The following is a 19,178-nucleotide window of genomic DNA, read 5'->3' on the forward strand; positions in this document are numbered from 1 at the left end:
ACGCTTTTTTTAGGTCATTTTAACCCAAATTTTTATATTCAAATGTATAATTAAACAAAAATACAACAAAAAGGACACAAATGCTTACTAATCCCGTGGTTCTTAGTATCGTAGTTATGACGATACTTTGTCTGCTTAGATTTAATATATTGCTTTCCATTTTAGTTTCGGCGCTTGTTGCAGGTATCATGTATCAAGACGGCTCATTTCTTGATGCGCTTACGGCTACAACTTCGACGTTAATCACCGGCATGAAAGGGAATTTAGAGACCTCTCTTAGTTATATATTGCTTGGAGCGCTTGCTGCAGCTATCGCTAATACAAATTTAACCGCGATACTAATAAATTCTATAAGTAAAATTTTAAGCGACACCAGGACGTATTTTGCATTAATTATCGCAGGCGTTGCGTGTTTTTCACAAAATTTAATCCCCGTGCATATCGCGTTTATACCTATCTTGATCCCGCCTCTTTTACCGCTCATGAACAAGCTAAAGATAGATCGTCGTGCGGTAGCTGCGGCTTTGACATTTGGTCTAAAAGCGCCTTATGTAAGCCTTAGCGTAGGTTTTGGACTTATTTTTCACGGCATAATCAAAAGGGAGCTTGAAAACAACGGTGTAAAAGTAGAGATGTCTGATATCTCGGGCGTTATGTGGATAGGTGGGGCTTCTATGCTTGTCGGCTTGCTTTTGGCGGTATTTGTTTTTTATAGAGGTAAAAGAGAGTATCAAAATACCGAAGCGACCACGATAGAGATGAAAGAAGCAGAATTTGCAAAAAGCCTAAAAATGACAAAAAAAGAGTGGGCGGTACTTGGCGGTGCGGTAGTTGCCTTTGGAATTCAAATTTTAACCTCAAGCATGCCTCTTGGTGCACTTTTAGGACTTTTGGTAATGATAGTTTTTGGTGGTATAGAGTATAAAAAGATAGATAATATCATGGATAGTGGACTTGCGATGATGGCTTTTATAGCTTTTATCATGCTTGTTGCCGCAGGATTTGGTGCGGTATTAAGAGAGAGCGGCGGTATAGAGCAACTTGTAAGCTTTGCTTCCTCTTTAGCCGGAGGTAAGCTTGGCGGAGCGATCTTAATGCTTGCGATCGGACTGCTTGTAACCATGGGTATAGGAACTAGCTTTGGCACGATACCGATCATTGCAACTATTTATGTGCCACTTGCTTTAAATTTAGGCTTTTCGCCAGCCGCCATAATCCTACTCGTTGGCATAGCGGCGGCTCTTGGAGATGCAGGAAGCCCTGCAAGCGACAGTACCCTGGGACCTACATCAGGACTTAATGCCGATGGGCAACACAACCACATATACGACACATGCGTGCCAACCTTTGTATTTTTTAACATTCCACTTATGATAGGCGGAGTGATCGGCGCTTTGGTATTATAAATTTAACCATTTCAAAAACAAGATCGTTGCAAATTTTTAGCGGCGATCTTGTTTTCTTTTTTATAATCAAATTTCTCATCTTTATTTTTGGAACATCTTTTGCTTATATGAGCAAAGAATTTAAAAATTTAAAGGATAAAGCCATGATGAGATCACTTTGGTCAGGCGTAACAGGTATGCAAGCTCACCAAATTGCTATGGACGTTGAAGGTAACAACATCGCAAACGTCAATACCGTAGGCTATAAATATAACAGAGCAAATTTTTCGGATATGATAAGCCAAACTCCACGTATCGCAACTGCTCCACAAGGAGAGATGGGTGGTCAAAATGCCATGCAAATAGGTCTTGGAACAACGGTTCAATCAACTACAAGAATTTTTAGCCAAGGCACACTTCAATCAACCGACAAAAATACCGACGTAGCACTTCAAGGAGACGGCTTTTTCATTATTAGCCCTGACGGTGGCAAAACAGACTTATATACAAGAAATGGTGACTTTGTAAGAGATAAAGCGGGAAATTTCGTAAACAACAGCGGCTATATCGCACAAGGCTGGACAAGAAATGAAGAAACCGGCTCTATCGATACAACCGGACCTATAAGCAACATCGTGATACGCGAAGGACTAACAACCCCCGCACGTGCTACAACAGTAGTTACAGTAAAAGGTAACCTAGACTCAGGTAACGACATAGGAACTAGAAGTATACCTATCTATTCGCTAGACTCGGTTACAGGATATAGAGACTATGATAACGACGGCATCGGCGATCTATCTGAAGTTCACGTAGAAAACGACGTAAACAGCAACTCTTTTTATACAAACTCAAACAACGAGCAGGTTTTAACTGAGCGCGGCGTCGATCTAGGAGTGCTTTTTGATGAGCTAGGAAACGGTATTGCTCTAAGGAATAACCAAGGCATTTGGGTAAGTTACGCAGACGCTAAAGCTACTCCATTTACAGTCGGAGACGGTCCTGGCACAGCCAATGTCGGAGGCATAGCCGCTTCAACGCTTGACATAACATTAAACGGCACAAGGATAACAAGCGCAACAGGCGCTATGACTTCTATCAGTGATGTTGCGGCTAAGATCAACGAGCAGTATAACCTAACTGGTGTTAGAGCTGAAATTTCAGGCGGCAACCAACTAACACTTATAAATAGAAACAACTCAAATACAACAGCAAGCACAAAAAATATACACCTAACCGTAAACGGCGGTAACACAGTAGCAGGACTTGGCGACATAGAGGTTATAACGGCATACCAATACATCTACAATAGCTCTCAAATCACGGCAAACCACCGAGCAGATGACTCTATACCAAGAAGAGTAACTACAACCGAAGACCTAAGAGCCGCTATGCAAAGAGATGCTAGAGAGTTTGTAGACTACAATGGCGACGGTCGCGTAAAGGCCGATGCAACCGCCGTAGAACAATATACATTAGCAAACGAAGCTTATGAAAACGGTAACGGTGACTTAGCCGCAGCTTCAGCGATACTAGTAGGCAACTACAAAACCGCATACGACACAGCAGTGGCAAACACAACAGGAACAGACGCCCAAAAGCACGCGGCAGGATTAGCGGAACTTGATGCGTTTAACAACCCAAATGAAGTCAAAACGGCAAATACTGCTTACGTAGCCGGCGGTGGCAGTCTAGCCGATGCATCGGCCGCACTTACCGGTCGTTATAAAGTACTTTATGATAATGCCGTAGCTGCTACTTCAGGCACAAACGACGCAAAGCACGCGGCAGGATTAGCGGCACTCAAAGACTTAAACAACGGAGTAAAGATCACGGTAAATGCAGAGGGTCAATTTCAGCTAGAAAACCCAAGCGACGGCCAGCACGATAAAGCCTTATATCTAACGGTAACAGCCCTTACAAAAGAGGCTAGCGCAAATGTTGCCGCAGTAAACGCAAACACAAGACTAACAACTATAATGAGCGCCCTTGAAGGAGCTATGAGCCCAGGACAAGCAGTAAGAACAAGCGGTAAACTTACTATGAGCGCGCATGGCTCTACCATAGAGATACACGACTCGCTAGGTTCTAAACACACCGTAAGTGTAAAATGGGCAAAAACAGGCACTACAAACGACGGTGGAACAGAGTGGAATATGGTTATCCAGGTCCCAGAACCGGCAGAGATAAATTTCTCCGGCACAGGTCCTGCAAACGTTATCACAGGCTCGTTAAGATTTAACCCAGACGGCTCACTAGCGAGCTTTAACCCCGCAAGCTTTACCTTCACGGCAAACAACGGCTCACAAGCAGGACAAAGCGTAAGGCTAAATTTTGGTCTTGGAACCGACTTTAACGGTCTAACAAGCTTTGATAAAGACTCAGGAACAGAGTCTATCTCTCAAGACGGATATGAGGGTGGAACGCTAAAAGATATCAAAATCGACGAATCAGGCACGATAATCGGCGCGTTCACAAACGGGCAAAGCTTTGGCTTGGCTCAACTTGCCGTAGCCACGTTTACAAACAACGAAGGCTTACAAGCAGAGGGCGGAAACGTATTTTCAAGAACGGCAAACTCAGGTGAAGCGGTAGTAGGCGTAGCAGGTTTTGGCAACAGAGGTAGCATAGCGGCTGCTAAACTGGAACAAAGTAACGTCGATCTAAGTCGCGCACTAACACAGCTAATCGTAATCCAACGCGGCTTTCAAGCAAACTCAAAAACAATCACCACAAGCGATGAGATGTTAAATACGCTCTTACAGCTTAAAAATTAAAATTTAAAGCGGGTTTAACGCCCGCTTTTTTGCTTTAAATTTCAAATACTTTCTACTATATTTGGCTTAGAAAATGCAGTGATCGGCTTTATCTCGCCTTTAAATTTTTCAACTTGCACTAAAGTCGTGTGAGAGGTGTTGCTCTGGGATAGTTTTGAACTACCTTTATCGCGGGTTAAGACATTTACACAACCATGTTTACAAAGACTTTCTTCGCCTAAAATTTCTGGATCATACCAAGCTCCCTCGCATATCACACAGACATTTTTAGGGACGGCTTCACTTATAAAAACCCCCGCCAAGATCTCCCCTCTGGCGCTAAAAACTCTTACTATATCGCCATTTTGCAGAGCTCTTAAATTTGCATCTTGCGGATTTATCAAGATAGGCTCACGGCATGCAACGCTTGCAAATTCCCCAATCACCGAGTTATTTAACTGCGAGTGAAGACGGTATCTTGAGTGGGCGCTTACTAGATGAAGCGGATATTTTTCCGTTAGCTCTTCATCTCCCAACCACTCAAAAGGCTCGAGCCAAGCAGGATGAGCCGGACAGTCTTCATACCCAAAACCAGCTATAACCTCCGAGTAAAGCTCGATCTTTCCCGACGGAGTGTTAAGGGCAAATTTTTTAGGGTCGGCTCTAAAGTCCGACAGTCTAGTATAAAGCTCGCTATCTTTGTTGTCTTTATCAAATTTAACAAAGCCCTCTTGATAAAATTCGTTAAATTCTGGCATTTCTATATCAAGTTTTTTTGCGTCCTCTTTTGCCTCATTATAAATTTCACGCATCCAGCCAAGCTCATCTTTACCCTCGCTAAAAGCCTCGCCAAGCCCCCAGCGTTTGCAAATTTGCTCGCATATCCAAAAGTCGCTTTTGCTCTCTCCTGCAGGTGTAGTTATCGGTTTATATGCCAGGATGTATTCATTTGTATTTGAGCTTTGGTTTATGTCGTTTCTTTCTATCTCAAGGGCTACCGGAAAGACGATGTCGCTTAGTTTTGCAGCACTAGTCCAGTAAGGTTCTGCAGTTATAACAGTATCAAGCTTATGCCAGCTTCTAATAATATTGTTTACATCCTGATGTCTGGTAAAAAGCGAACCGGAAGCAAAGTAGCCGACCTTTATATTGGGTAAATTTATCTTAATTCCATTATAATCAAGCTCTTTTATTTCGCCTGTAAGAGCCTCTATGAAGCGTGATGACGGTATGGTTATGAGTTTTGCATTTTTATTTGGATTAGAATTTATGCTTTTTAGCTTTGGCGCTATCTTATCCTGCGCCCCGCTTGCACTATATCCTAGGCTAAATTCAAAACCAAGTCCCTCCATGCCGATATACCCAAGCATGGAATTTAGTGCCACAAGTGCCCAAAACACCTGCTCGCCGTGATCAGCTCTTTGAAGAGAACGACCAATTAAGATCGTTGTTTTTTCACGAGAGATTTTTTTAGTAAAATCAACAATATCTTGCGCATCTACACCGCAAATTTTACTAGCCCAAGAGATATCTTTAACCACACCGTCGCTTTGACCCAGCAGATAGGCTTTAAATTTATCAAATCCCACAGTATAAGTTGTGATAAATTTATCATCATATAGATTATTAACAAGTAAATAATGACACATCCCAAGCATTAACGCGACGTCGGTATTTGGGCGCACGATGATATTTTCCGAGTTAAAAAATTTAGCCGTCTCATTTGTCATGACATCGACGCTATAGCATTTGATATTTTTTGTATTTTTAAGTTCTTTCATGCACTCATATCCGTCGTGAGTCGGCGGTGTGCCTGAAATTTGAGATGTTATGATAGGATTTGTTCCCCAAAATACAACATTTTTGGCATTTTTTATGACAGCTTTCCATTTTGTAGGCTTGTCATAAACCACACTACTTCCAAGCACATGAGGCATGATAACAAGCCCCGCTCCGGTCGAGTAGTCGCCACTTTCTCTTACATATCCGCCAAGTAGACTTAACATCCTATGTGCGACACTTCTACCAAAGCCGATCTTACCGCTACCACCCCACCAGTAGCACTCACCGTAGATACTTTGTGCGCCGTATTTTTCAAAACTATCTTTTAAGGCTTTTGCCGCAAGATCAAGAGCCTTGTCCCAGCTAACGCGGACAAATTCCTCTTTTCCTCTAAGCTCATTTTTTGACACACCGTTGTTTTGTAGATAGCTCTTTCTAACCATAGGATAAAGAACTCTTGTTTTACTTTGCAAGAGTTCGGGAAGTGCGTAGTTTAGTATATTTGGCGACTTATCACCCTCAAAATCGCTTATGTGCGTAAATTTACCGTCTTTAAAATTCGCCCAAAATATACCGAGTCTATTTGCACCTAAAATTCGTTCACTTTTATACTCTGTATTTAAATTTTGCATAGTGTAGTTTAGTCTTTAAATTTAACAACCCCATTTTTAGGGGTTGTTAAAGGGGTTAAATTTTTGATTTTCTTTTGCGTTCTGTTGGATCAAGATAGCGCTTACGAACGCGGATATTTATAGGAGTTACCTCAACCAACTCATCGTCTTCTATCCACTCAAGCGCGCGTTCAAGGCTAAGTTTACGCGGTGGAACAAGCTTGATAGCATCATCGCTTCCGCTAGCACGAACGTTTGTTAGGTTTTTACCTTTTATAGGGTTTACATCAAGATCATTTGGACGGCTATGCTCGCCGATGATCATGCCTGTATAAACCTTTGTTTGCGGGTCGATAAAAAGAACGCCACGATCTTGTAAGTTAAATAGCGAATAAGCAAGAGCCACGCCGTTTTCCATACTACAAAGTGCGCCGTTCGTGCGGTGTTCAACAGTTCCTGAAAGCGGGCGGAATTCTAAAAAGCTATGGTTCATCACACCCTCGCCCTTAGTATCTGTTAAAAACTGGCTTCTAAAACCGATAAGACCACGAGCCGGGATCTCAAATTCTATCCTAGTTTGTCCGTCTCCAGTTGGACTCATTGAGGTCATTTCAGCCTTTCTTTTACCTAGTTTTTCTATAACCGTTCCCGTGCAATCATCAGGCGCATCTATAACAAGCAACTCATAAGGCTCACATTTTACGCCATCAACCTCTTTTACGATAACTTCCGGACGACCAAGTAAGAACTCATATCCCTCGCGACGCATATTTTCGGCAAGGATTGTGATTTGAAGTTCGCCACGACCGCTAACTTTAAATTTGCCCTCGCCTACGTTTTCATACTTCATTGCGATGTTTGTTTTCATCTCGTTTTGCAGACGCTCATCTATCTTGTTTGAAGTTACATGCTTACCCTCCGTTCCGGCTAGCGGACCGTCATTTACACTAAATACAACGCTAAGGGTCGGCTCTTCGATATGCAAAGGATCAAGTGGCATTGGGTTAGCAGGGTCAACTACGCTATCACCGACATCAAGCGCTTCAAAACCTGCTATCGCAACGATATCGCCACTTCCTGCTTCATTTATGTCAGCACGATCAAGCCCCATAAAGCCGATTAGTTTTGAAATTCTACCAGTTGTTTTGCTTCCGTCGGCTTTTGCTAACATTACGTTTTGATTTTTCGAAATTTTACCGTTGAAAATTCTTGCGATGCCTATCTTGCCTACATAGTTATCATAATCAAGCGTGAAAACTTGAAGTTGAAGCGGGTTTGTATCGTTGCCGCTTGGAGCAGGAACGTGAGATAAGATCGTTTCAAAAAGTGGTTCCATGTTTACATTTTCGTCGCTTAAGCTTAGTTTTGCATAGCCGTTTTTAGCAGCTGCATAAACTACGGGAAATTCAAGCTGTTCGTCGTTTGCTTCAAGTGCTACAAAAAGGTCGAAAATTTCATTTATAACACGATCAGGATCGCCTGCCGGTTTGTCTATTTTGTTTACTACAACGATAGGGCGAAGACCTAGTGAAAGAGCCTTTTTAACAACGAATTTTGTTTGAGGCATAACGCCCTCTTGCGCATCGACAAGCAATAAAACGCCATCAACCATCTTAAGCACGCGTTCGACCTCGCCGCCAAAGTCGGCGTGTCCCGGGGTGTCGATGATGTTTATCTTGGTGTCTTTGTATTTTATCGCCGTGTTTTTCGAAAGGATCGTGATACCGCGCTCACGCTCGATGTCGTTGCTATCCATAACGCGCTCACCAACGCTTTGGTGGTCGTTAAATGTGCCTGATTGTTTAAGTAGCTCATCTACCATCGTGGTTTTGCCGTGGTCGACGTGAGCGATAACGGCGATATTTCGTATATTTTCCAATGTTTTCTCCATTTCCTAAGCTTGTTAGGTTTGATTTCGCGGTTTTAAAAAGTATAATTCATATTTTAGCGAGGGTCGATTATATCTAAAAAAAGATAAATTTACGTTTTAAATTTTAAATTTCATATTATGATAGGCTAATATTTTTTGATTTTACATTAAGTTTATCTTGGTTATAATGATAAAAATTATTATTTGTATTTTAGGTTACTATCTATGCTAAATACCGAAAATCTCGGCTTTAAAATCAATAACAAGTCCATACTGACCAACTTAAATTTAAAATTTCAAAGTGGTAAAATTTATGGTCTTATCGGACATAATGGCTCTGGGAAAAGCTCACTTATAAAAATCCTAGCAAATCAGCAAAAAGGCTATGAGGGTAAAGTTTGGCTAGACGATAAGAACATAAATGAATATCACTCTAAAGAATTTGCAAAAAAAATCGCCTATCTTCCGCAAACTTTACCAAACACAGCACATCTTAACGGATATGAGCTTGTTAGCATGGGGCGATACGCTCATCAAAGCGGTTTTATAAGAGATAAAGAAAAAGACGACAAGATAGTCTTAGAGGCACTAAAAGATACAAACACTCTAAAATTTAAAGACCAAGAGGTTGCCACGCTTTCAGGAGGAGAGAAGTCGCGTCTTTTTTTAGCTATGTTGCTTGCTCAAGAGAGTAAATTTCTGCTACTTGACGAACCTCTAGCTCCGCTTGATATCTCCTATCAAATCGAAGTTATGCAACTCATACAAAAACTAAGTAAAGAGCGAAATTTAGGTATTATAATAGTCATTCACGATATAAATTTAGCCTCTGTTTACTGCGATGATCTAATAGCCTTAAAGGGCGGCACGCTAACTTATAATATAAATGCAAAAAATATAATGAACTGTGCGTATCTTCAAAACATTTATGGAGTAAAGGCAAGCATCATAACTCATCCTGTCAGTAAACAAAACATAGCGGTTTTTTAATGAAATTTCTTGTTTTACTTGCTCTGCTTTTTGGTGTTTTACACGCACAAATAAAAGTCGTGTCCACCGACTGGACGGCAGCTGAAATTTTAAAATTTATCGGCTATGAGCCAAGTGCCGTTGGCGATAAGAACTCTTATAAAATTTGGGTCGGTGAGCCTGATTTGGGTGAAGATGTCGTTGATCTTGGTCTTAGGATGCAGCCAAATATCGAACGCCTTATAAAGTTAGATCCTGACATCGTCATCGTGCCTTCATTTTTTAGCTTTAACATAACCGCACTTGCCAAACATCTTTCAAATACCAAAATAATAGTGATCGACGCTTATAAAAGCGGAAATTTAGAAGAAAATTTAAAAGAGGCAACACTTGAAATTTCAAAACTCGTAAACAAAGAGAACGAAGCAAAAAATTTGTTAGATGAAAACGATAAATTTTTTAACTCCTTAAGTGCAAAAGTAACAAATTTAAAAGACGATACATTTGCAGTTATACAGTTTGTAGATAGCAAAAGAGTTCGAATTTACGGCACTAACAGCATTTATGGTATCACGCTATCCAAGCTTGGTCTAAAAAATGCACTCTCAAATGAATTTGAAACAAATTTATGGGGCATAGCAACTATCCCCGTAACCTCACTGTTTAAACTACCTAAAAATACAAAAGCCGTCATCATAAAACCAAATCCTATAAATTTAAAAGAGCAGATAAAATTTAACTCACTATTTGCCTCTCTTGATATGTTTAAGGACTATGTTGAGCTTGAGCCTGTTTGGGGGGCCGGGGCGTATTTGAGTATGCAAAAATTTGCCAAAGCACTAATCTCTTTACTTGGAGATAAGCAGTGAAAAACCTTAGTATTACTCTTTTTGTCATATTTGCCCTACTTGCAGCCATTGCTGTATTTTTGGAATTTAACGCCCTGAGCGAATACGAAAACAGCATCAAAAATTTAGTCATATTTAACTACACATTGCCACGTCTTGGCGTAGCCGTGCTAAGCGGTGCATTTTTGGCGCTTGCTAGTGCTTTAATGGCGCAAATAACTAACAACCCGCTTGCGAGCGACAGCACGCTTGGAGTTTCAAATGGCGCAGGCTTTATGCTTTTAGTCTTTAGCCTTCTTTTTCCAAATTTAGTATTTGGCGATATAGCAGCGGCATTTTTAGGCTCAGTTTTAGCCCTATCCATACTGCTTTTACTCTCTTTAGGAAGAGGCTTTTCGGTTTTTACAACCACACTTTCAGGACTTATCATCGGGCTATTTTTTAGCTCTCTTAGCACAATTTTAATTATATTTTTTAACGAAGAGAGTGCAAAAGTAGCCATTTGGTTAAGCGGAGACTTAGCTCAAGAAGGGACTAAAAATTTCATTTTTATGCTCGGTTACTTCCTGCCGATTTTTATACTTATACTTATTTTTTCGCGCTCATTTGAGCTTTTTAGCCTAGGAGATAGCACATGCAAGGCTCTTGGCGTAAATGTTACAAAAATGAGAATTCTAGGACTTTTAATCGCCGCATATCTAAGCGCTATCGTCGTAGCTCATGTAGGCATCATAGGTTTTATAGGACTTGGAGCCTGTGCTATCGTGGGTAGATTTAAGATAAACTCCTTTTTGCTAAAACTTTTTTATAGCGGGATTTTAGGAGCTTTGCTTCTTGGTATCACGGACGCATTGCTGCTTATCATCTTAAACCTAACAAGCATAAATTTACCATCCGGTAGCGTTAGTGCGTTTTTGGGAGCGCCTTTGCTTTTATGGATGATATTTTACGGCATAAAAGAGCATGAGAGCATAGCTAAAAGCAGTGAAAGCGGATCTAGCACAAAAGAAGCTAAGTCATATTTTATCTACATTGTATTTGGTATTTTGATGTTTTGTTTTGGCTTTTCGTTATTTTTTAATTTTAGCGGATTTGAGATCTTGTCGGTTAGATTTAGTAGGGTTTTAGCCGCTCTTGCAAGCGGTATAGCTCTTGGAGTTGTTGGTGTTATCCTGCAACGCCTAAGCCAAAACGAGATGGCGTCCCCGGAGCTTCTTGGTATAAATTCAGGCGTTAGTTTTGGTGTGCTGGCGGCTATATTTTTCGCTCCGTTTTTAAGCGTGCCTCTTGGCATAGTAGGCGCTTGTGCAGTCTTGGGGATCATGGTGGCTATAAACTACAAAAACGGTATGCTTCCGCAAAAAGTGATCTTAACCGGGATCGCCATCATATCGTTTGTAAGTGCGACTTGGCAAATTTTATTAGCCGTTGGCGACAGCAGAGTTTATAACTTTATAGCGTATGCGAGCGGAAGCACCTACTCGGTTACGTTTTTTCACTCTTTGCTACTTTTTGGCTTTTGCGTGATCACGGTTATTTTTGGAATTTTCTTCTCGCGCGAGATAGAAATTTTAAACCTTGGCGAAGTAAACGCTAGAGCTGTTGGGGTTGATATTTTTAGATATAGGATTATTTTGTTTGGATTTTGTGCGATCATGTCAGCGATAATGGCTTTAAGTATCGGCCCTGTTAGTTTTGTAGGACTTTTGGCTCCACATTTGGCTAGTTTTTTAGGCTTTTTTAAAGTAAGAGCACAAATTTTAGCCGCCTCATTTTTAGGAGGCGTGATAATGCTGTTTGCCGACTTTATCGGTAGAAATTTGATAACGCCTTATGAAATTTCATCAGGCCTGATCGCAACGATCATCGGATCGTTTTATTTTGTAATTGTAATGAGAAAAATCAGATAATTTAAAAGGAGAAAAATGAAAAAATTTGTTTGGCTTTTAAGCCTACCAGCTATAAGCGCCCTAGCGGCGGAAAATGTCGTGCTTAATGAAGTATCCATAGTCGGCTCAGTGGCTAAAGGAAGCGGCAAAGTCGAGTATATGTCGCCTAGCTCAACATCTGTTATAAGCAAAGAACAGATGGAAGAAAAAGGCGTACAAGGACTTGATGAAGCCATAAAGTATGAAAGCGGTGCGGTAGGTCAGCTTTACGGCGCTGACATAGATACAAGTGCAGAGTGGCTTAAAATACGTGGCTTTGACGCGACAATGACGATTGACGGCTCAAGCCCGTATAAGGGCGGGTATTTTGGCTATCAACCGGATCTTTACGGCTATGAAAGCATAGAGATCCTTAAAGGTGCAAATTCTACCGTTTTTGGCTCGTCAAATGCCGGCGGTATTATAAATTTAATCAGCAAACGTCCTACAAATTCACCTTTTGCGGAAGTTGGATTTAAACTTGGTAGCAAAAACCAACGCGGTGTATTTTTTGACGCAAGCGACAACCTTTATACAGATAGAGTTAAATTTCGTTTAGTCGGCGACTATGAAAAGAAAGACGGCGAGATAGACTACGTAACAAACGAACACTACTATATAGCTCCTAGTTTGATGTTCTTGCTTGGTGATGAAACCGTTCTTACGCTACTTACATCATACACAAAAGATAAGGGCACCGGTTCACAACCGTTTTTTTCCGTTAAAGGCACACTCGTAAACGAGGGTTATGGCAAGATAAGCCCTAGCACAAGCTATGGTGCCACAAACGATAGCCTTGAGCGTCATTACTACACGGCAGGATATGAGCTAACTCATAACATTAACGACAGCCTAAATTTTACTTCAAGTTATAAATTTATAGAAGAAGATAAGGATTATTTTGGTGCGTATTACTTTTTTGATAGCGCGCCAGGCGTAGCACAACCATACGGAAGCGTAGCTGATGCGGTTATAAAAACGCATACATTTGATAATCGCTTAGCGTATGACTATAAAAGCGACAATTTTGAAAACAAGGTAATTTTTGGCATAGACTATCGTAAAATGAAAGGTAGCGGTTTTTACGGCGACGGCATGTTAAGCCCATTAAACAAATACAATCCTGCTAGAATTTATCAAGCACGCCCTATAGTGCCGGGCTTTAATCTTAACCAAAGCCAAGTCGGCTTTTATCTACAAGATGAGGCTAAAATTTACAACAACTTGATCCTAACAAGTGCCATCCGTCACGATAAAACAAAGACAACCGTTAATATGAACAACACGGGCTTAAACGGCAAAAAGATCAACCAAACGACATTTTCACTAGGTGCGATGTATGTATTTGAGGAGCTAGGACTTATGCCGTTTGCAAACTATTCTGAGTCATTTACGCCACCAACGGCTACGGATAACTACGGCAACGCTAAGCCTCTTGGAGGTAAACAAGTTGAAGTCGGCGTAAAATATCTGCCAAATTTCATAGATGCGGAAATTACAGCTTCTTACTTTGATGCAAAGCTTGAGAATTCAAATATTGCAGATGGAAGCGCATTTGGTAGACAGGTTGGTAAGCAAATTTCAAGAGGCTTTGAGCTTAGTTCCAATGTAAACCTACTTGAAAATTTAAACTGGCTACTATCATACACTCACTATAACAGCACGAAAACCGACCTTAGCACAACACAAACCATAAGAACGAAAATGATGCCAAAAGACACACTTTCATCTTGGCTAACGTATAAATTTGAACTGGGTCAGCTAGGAACTATCAAGGCAGGAGCCGGTCTACGCTATGTGGGTAGCACGGTCGATAACCAATACTATCCTGACTACAAAGTTCCTTTATACACCTTGCTTGATGCCATGATCGGATACACGTATAAAAAATGGGACTTCGCACTTAACGCGACAAATTTAACGGATAAAGAGTATGTTTCTGCTGTAAACTACTGGGCTTACTACGGAGAAGGACTAAGAGCTACTCTTACGGCTAAATACAAATTCTAATTTTGGAACAAATTTTGCATATCTGCTTTTAGAAATAAACAAAGGCAAGATATGCAAACCCTAAAATCAAGCAACCCCATAGACCTGCTTAACGTTGCACCGACTAAAAAGCAAACCTCTTCTAAAAGTAATAACAAAGAGGATAGCGAGTTCTTATCTATGATACTAAACGCTGCGTCAAACAAAGCTAACAAAGGCGAAAGTATAAACGAAAAAGATGTCAAAGAGATCGTAAAAACAATAGATGACAAGATAAGAATTCAAGAAGAAACACAAGTCGGAGAGCAAAATAAAATTCTAACCGACCTAGCAAACTTAGACGAAACCACCAAAAATGAACTTTATGAAAATGCAAATTTCATGCAGCTTTTGCAAGTTTTAGAAATTTTAAACGGTGGCGAGCAGATAAGCAAATTCCCAAATTTTAGCGATAAAATAGCCGCATTTTTATCAAATAGCGCAAACGTAAAAGAGCTTAGCGAGGCAAAAAGTATCACGGATCTACTTGATCTTGCTAAGAAATTTGACCTTGGACTTGAAAATCTCACTATCACGAACGACGATGTAGAAACATTAAGCGAGATGTTTAAAGGACTAGCCAACAAGGAGTTTTTTAAGCCCGTGTTGCCGCAAGCACAAAACATTTATAGTGGCGAACTTAAAAATCAAGTCGAGCAAACCATCAGCATGAATGAAAGCACAGAGCCTGTTAAGCTAAACGCTCTTTTGCATGAAATTTCAAAAGAGGTAAAACCAAATTTAAAACAGCAAACCCAAACATCACAAACCAAAACGCCAACATTGCAAACATCAGAAAACATGATAGATGAGGCTATAGAAACGACAAATACCGAAGAAGTGGCCATAAAAACAGTTCAAAATTTAAGTGCAAAAAATGAAAAAAATATAAATTTACAGTCACTTTTATACCCTGAAAGGGAGCAAAATTTAGCACAAGAAAGCATGGCGCAAGGCGAGGAAATTCAAACCCAAGATGAAAATCCTCTAAACTCCATGGTGCGCGACATATCAAGCGCAGCTAGGTCACAGATACAAGAAAAAGCTCTCGTAAAAGAGACTTTTAGCAACTTTAGCGAAAATTTAAAAGAGCAAATTCAAAACTATAAAGCACCGCTAACAAGGGTAAATATCACGTTAAATCCGATGAATTTAGGCGAAGTCGAGATAACAATGCTTAACCGCGGAAATAACCTGCACATAAATTTCAACTCAAACACGGCTACAATGAATTTGTTTTTACAAAATCAAGCCGAGTTTAAAAACAGCCTTGTAAATATGGGATTTACCGAACTTGAGATGAATTTTAACGACCAAAACCAAAGACAAGAAAAGGGTCAACAAGCCTACAAAAACCAAAACAAACAAGCACAAGAGAGTGAAGAGATACAAGAAGCGGAACAAAATTTGCTTGAGCTTGTTATACCAAGATATGTTTAAAAATTTAAAAGGATAAAAAATGGCAAGCGTAGCCGACGTTCAAACACAATTTACAGCAGATAAGATACAAGCCAAAAAAGACGCAGCAAAACTTGCAAGCGCAGACGGGACAAATCCCGGTTCACAACTTGACAAAGACGCATTTTTAAAGCTTTTACTAACAGAACTTCAGTATCAAGACCCGACTTCACCTATGGATACGGAAAAAATGCTAACACAAACAAGCCAACTAGCCACGCTAGAAATGCAAGAAAACACAAACTCGACCATGAAAGAACTTGTATCGCAGCTACAAGCCAACTCAAGCATGTATGCCCTATCCGCGCTTGGAAAAATGGCAAACATCGGCACCGATAGAGTAAGCGTAACGGAAGAAACGGTAAATTTAACGATCCCTATCTACTTCCCATCTAATGCCACAGGCGGAACGCTAAGCATAACAGACTCCAACGGCAACGTCGTAAGAACCGAAAGTATCGGGTCGCAAAATGCCGGAACAAATACCTTTAACTGGAATTTGATCACAAACAGCGGAACAAAAGCCGGCACAGGAACATATGCCGTTAAGGTTAATTACACAGATAGCGAAGGCGACGCTAAAACTGCAACATACGGCTCATATCCTGTTGAAGCCGTTAAATTTATAGATGGTAAAGCTCAGGTAAAAATAGCAGGCGAATACATATCCGCAGATGATGTTTCAGAATATTACGAAGAAGTAAATTTAAATAACAGACAAACTAATACATCATCAAGTTCAACAAACAACCAAACACCTAAACAAAGTGTCGCAGAAAGTGCACTAGCTACAGAAAATGCATTAGCCGATGAGGCAGAAGCAGAATACAATGCACTGCTAAACAGAGGATAAAATCATGATGAGAGGACTTTATAATGGTGTTTCCGGGATAAAAACCCAGAGCTTTGGCATGGATGTTTGGGCAAATAACATCTCAAACATCAATAACGTCGGTTTTAAAGCCTCTACTCCGGAATACAAAAGCATACTTTATCAAACAATGTATTCTGCCGGCAACAAGCCAACAACCGATCAAGTAGGACTAGGTGCCGTAAAACAAGCAACTGCACTTGACATGAGCAACGGATCTTATCAAAATACCGATAACAATTTCGATGTTGCCATACAAGGCGATGGATTTTTTGGAGTTTTAGATAGATACGGCAAAACATACTACACAAGAGCGGGAAATTTCGACATAGATGCGGCTGGAAATTTAGTCGATACTTTTGGAAATTTTGTCCTAGGCACGATAAATGAATTATCAGCCGTAACTCCAAGCCAAAGTGCGCTAAACACCTTTAGCGGATCCGGACAAAGTGCTCAAAATGCCTATACGATATCTAAGATAGATAGCTTAAATTTAGGCTCTGAAAGTGCACAGTCGGCCATAAAGCTACCAAGCTTTTTATACCTTGCTTCCGAGCCGACAACACTTGTAAATTTTAGAGGCAACTTAGACTCCACAGTAAAAACACAGATAGAAAAAAGCGAACTTAGCAAAGACACATACACGCAAAGTGTAGACGAAGATGTAAAAACCATAAGCATAAGTGGCGCACTTGAGCTTAGCAACTCCCGCACCGGATATAAGAAAAACGATAGCGTCACGGTAAAGATTGCCGATGCGAGCGGTAAATTTAGTGAATTTACAACTCAACTTGACAAAAACGGCAAATGGAGCTTAGAAAATCAAGATATAAAATACCTAGACCTTGATACGATAAGCACCGAAGTTAGTATATTTTCGAGCAAAGAGGTTGCCAACACTCAACAATTTAGCACGCAAGCTTACGGTGAAAACGGAGCGATAAATTTAATAACCATAAATTTAGAAAAACAAGTCCCTCAAACAAGTGACCAAACCCTCTGGAACGCGACCGCAACGATGACTGATAAAAACGGCAATGTCTTAAATTCATCACAAGGCATAATGACCTTTGGTCCGCAAGGAACACTAGTCTCAAACACACTAACAAGTGTGGGCGGCGTTAAGTTAAATTTTCTAGGCTCTGGCGATCCTAGCGTCTATGACGGTCTTATAAGTACCGCAAACAGCGACAAAAACATAAGCATAACTAAAAACGGGTATGAAGAGGGCGTTTTAAAACGCTATCAAATGAATGACAACGGCGATATACTGGCTATCTTTGACAACACAAGGATGTTTCCTGTGGCAAAACTAGCGCTTTACCACTTCCAAAATGACCAAGGACTAGCCAAAATGGGAGATAACATCTACTCTGCAACAGCAAATTCCGGAGAGGCATTTTTTTACAAAGACAAAGCGGGAGATGTTATATACGGTTCAAGGATATCATCAAATATGCTTGAAATGAGCAACGTCGATCTTGGCTCTGCACTAACGGAAATAATCGTAACGCAAAAGGCTTACGACGCTAGCTCAAAAAGTATCACAACAAGCGATGAGATGCTTCAAACCGCTATCCAAATGAAAAGCTAAAATTTGATTGATTAAAATATCAATCAAATTTAACCTCATACCATAAACATAACTTTTGCGAGTATGACTATGACAAATCCAAAAACAAAAGCGATATTATGTAAATTTTCACGTAAAAATTTAGGCGGCTGCTTGCCAAGTGCGCGGTGAGTTAAATTTATCACGACTCCCGCACCTATAACAAATGCTAAAATAACCTTTATCATAAAAATTTGCTGAATAGGCGTTTGAAAATACCCTCCAGCTTTTGAGCCAACCCATGTACTCATCATCATACCACCGGTTAAAAACAGTAGCAAAAGACACAATGGCATGATCTTGATAGCTTTTTTGGAAATAGCACTTTTAACTCTATCAAATTCATCACCCAAAATACCCTTTAAACGCGAAAATATAATAACATCAAAGAAGATGTAACCTAGAAAAATTATCGCACATATAACGTGCAAAAGCTGGACATACGGATATATGGCTTGCATTTAGTTCCTTATCGGTTTTTGATTATTGTAGAGTATTTTTATCTGATTTGCAATGATATTGCTCAAGTGTTGTTTTGGGAGTAAATTTTAACCTCGTTGATTAAAAATTCATAAACACGTTGTTGGATTAAAATTTCGTCCTCATGACCATTCATCAAGCGACGAAGATGAGCAAAATCAATCTTACTAGCATACCTTCGATGCTTTTTCATGTCTTTATCTATGCTAAGCAAGAGAGCATCAAGAGTTAAATGATCTTTTCTTTTTACCTTTGAGATGTATTCTTGTGTGGTTTGGAGCAAAAATGCCTTTCGACTCTCATCGTTTTCGTAAATTTCAGTTGCTATCTTACGTAAAATTTCAAAATCACTCTCATCTGGCTCAAATTTAGCTGACAATATCGCCGCAAAAACTTTCGCGCGAAACTCAAGCGACTTATGATGGTAGACTAAAAACTGCCTAAATGCTGATAAAAAGTGTAGTTTAAATTTAAAAGCCATTTTGTGAAATCTTTATTTTAATATCGTTTTATTATACTCAATAAAAATAAAATCTAGCTACTGTTTTTACTTTGACACTATTAAAAATGGAAATTTGAG

12 protein-coding genes and 1 pseudogene are annotated in these 19,178 nt (G+C 40.1%); 9 read left to right on the forward strand and 4 right to left on the reverse strand.

Features of this window, described 5'->3' with window-relative positions; genetic code table 11:
* Positions 1–80: 80 nt before the first annotated feature.
* Positions 81–1,406 (forward strand): Na+/H+ antiporter NhaC family protein, encoded by a 1,326-nt coding sequence (locus CCAL5182_RS04225; protein WP_170000368.1) that lies wholly within the window; start codon positions 81–83, stop codon positions 1,404–1,406.
* 143 nt (positions 1,407–1,549) lie between these two features.
* Positions 1,550–4,162 (forward strand): flagellar hook protein FlgE, encoded by a 2,613-nt coding sequence (gene flgE, locus CCAL5182_RS04230; protein WP_336610333.1) that lies wholly within the window; start codon positions 1,550–1,552, stop codon positions 4,160–4,162.
* Between the two features lie 41 nt (positions 4,163–4,203).
* Here the strand turns inward: flgE and CCAL5182_RS04235 are convergent, their stop codons facing one another.
* A complete protein-coding gene (locus CCAL5182_RS04235) occupies positions 4,204–6,555 on the reverse strand; it encodes a molybdopterin-dependent oxidoreductase (RefSeq protein WP_336610334.1) in 2,352 nt (783 codons plus the stop codon).
* Between the two features lie 55 nt (positions 6,556–6,610).
* Positions 6,611–8,413: a translational GTPase TypA gene (gene typA, locus CCAL5182_RS04240; RefSeq protein ID WP_169938555.1), complete on the reverse strand. Its 1,803-nt coding sequence runs from the start codon at positions 8,411–8,413 to the stop codon at positions 6,611–6,613.
* Positions 8,414–8,629: 216 nt separating this feature from the next.
* Here typA and CCAL5182_RS04245 point away from each other — a divergent pair.
* The 7 genes and pseudogenes from CCAL5182_RS04245 to CCAL5182_RS04275 all read left to right on the forward strand — a co-directional run.
* Positions 8,630–9,136, forward strand: a pseudogene (locus CCAL5182_RS04245) (ABC transporter ATP-binding protein); the annotation flags it as partial.
* Between the two features lie 257 nt (positions 9,137–9,393).
* Positions 9,394–10,242 (forward strand): ABC transporter substrate-binding protein, encoded by an 849-nt coding sequence (locus tag CCAL5182_RS04250; protein ID WP_336610335.1) that lies wholly within the window; start codon positions 9,394–9,396, stop codon positions 10,240–10,242.
* The gene (locus CCAL5182_RS04255; RefSeq protein WP_336610336.1) at positions 10,239–12,131 is read left to right on the forward strand and encodes an iron ABC transporter permease; all 1,893 of its coding nucleotides are present in this window, start codon (positions 10,239–10,241) and stop codon (positions 12,129–12,131) included. Before CCAL5182_RS04250 ends, CCAL5182_RS04255 begins: the two co-directional genes overlap by 4 nt.
* A 15-nt stretch (positions 12,132–12,146) precedes the next feature.
* On the forward strand, positions 12,147–14,159 hold the full coding sequence (locus CCAL5182_RS04260) for a TonB-dependent siderophore receptor (protein WP_336610337.1): 2,013 nt from the start codon (positions 12,147–12,149) through the stop codon (positions 14,157–14,159).
* Positions 14,160–14,210: 51 nt separating this feature from the next.
* Entirely contained in the window at positions 14,211–15,617 is a 1,407-nt protein-coding gene (gene fliK / locus CCAL5182_RS04265; protein ID WP_336610338.1) for a flagellar hook-length control protein FliK, read from the forward strand.
* Positions 15,618–15,636: 19 nt separating this feature from the next.
* Complete coding sequence (locus CCAL5182_RS04270) at positions 15,637–16,488, forward strand: flagellar basal body rod modification protein (protein WP_336610339.1); 852 nt, start codon at positions 15,637–15,639, stop codon at positions 16,486–16,488.
* A gap of 4 nt (positions 16,489–16,492) precedes the next feature.
* Positions 16,493–18,100: a flagellar hook protein FlgE gene (locus CCAL5182_RS04275; RefSeq protein WP_336610340.1), complete on the forward strand. Its 1,608-nt coding sequence runs from the start codon at positions 16,493–16,495 to the stop codon at positions 18,098–18,100.
* 35 nt (positions 18,101–18,135) lie between these two features.
* On the opposite strand, the gene CCAL5182_RS04280 is transcribed toward CCAL5182_RS04275, so the two are convergent.
* Positions 18,136–18,579: a copper resistance protein CopD gene (locus CCAL5182_RS04280; RefSeq protein ID WP_336610341.1), complete on the reverse strand. Its 444-nt coding sequence runs from the start codon at positions 18,577–18,579 to the stop codon at positions 18,136–18,138.
* A gap of 62 nt (positions 18,580–18,641) precedes the next feature.
* The gene (locus CCAL5182_RS04285) at positions 18,642–19,079 is read right to left on the reverse strand and encodes a hypothetical protein (protein WP_169938538.1); all 438 of its coding nucleotides are present in this window, start codon (positions 19,077–19,079) and stop codon (positions 18,642–18,644) included.
* Positions 19,080–19,178 lie beyond the last annotated feature (99 nt).

It is taken from the genome of Campylobacter sp. 7477a, from assembly GCF_014892335.1.
In the GTDB taxonomy this organism is placed as follows: Bacteria; Campylobacterota; Campylobacteria; order Campylobacterales; family Campylobacteraceae; genus Campylobacter_A; species Campylobacter_A californiensis.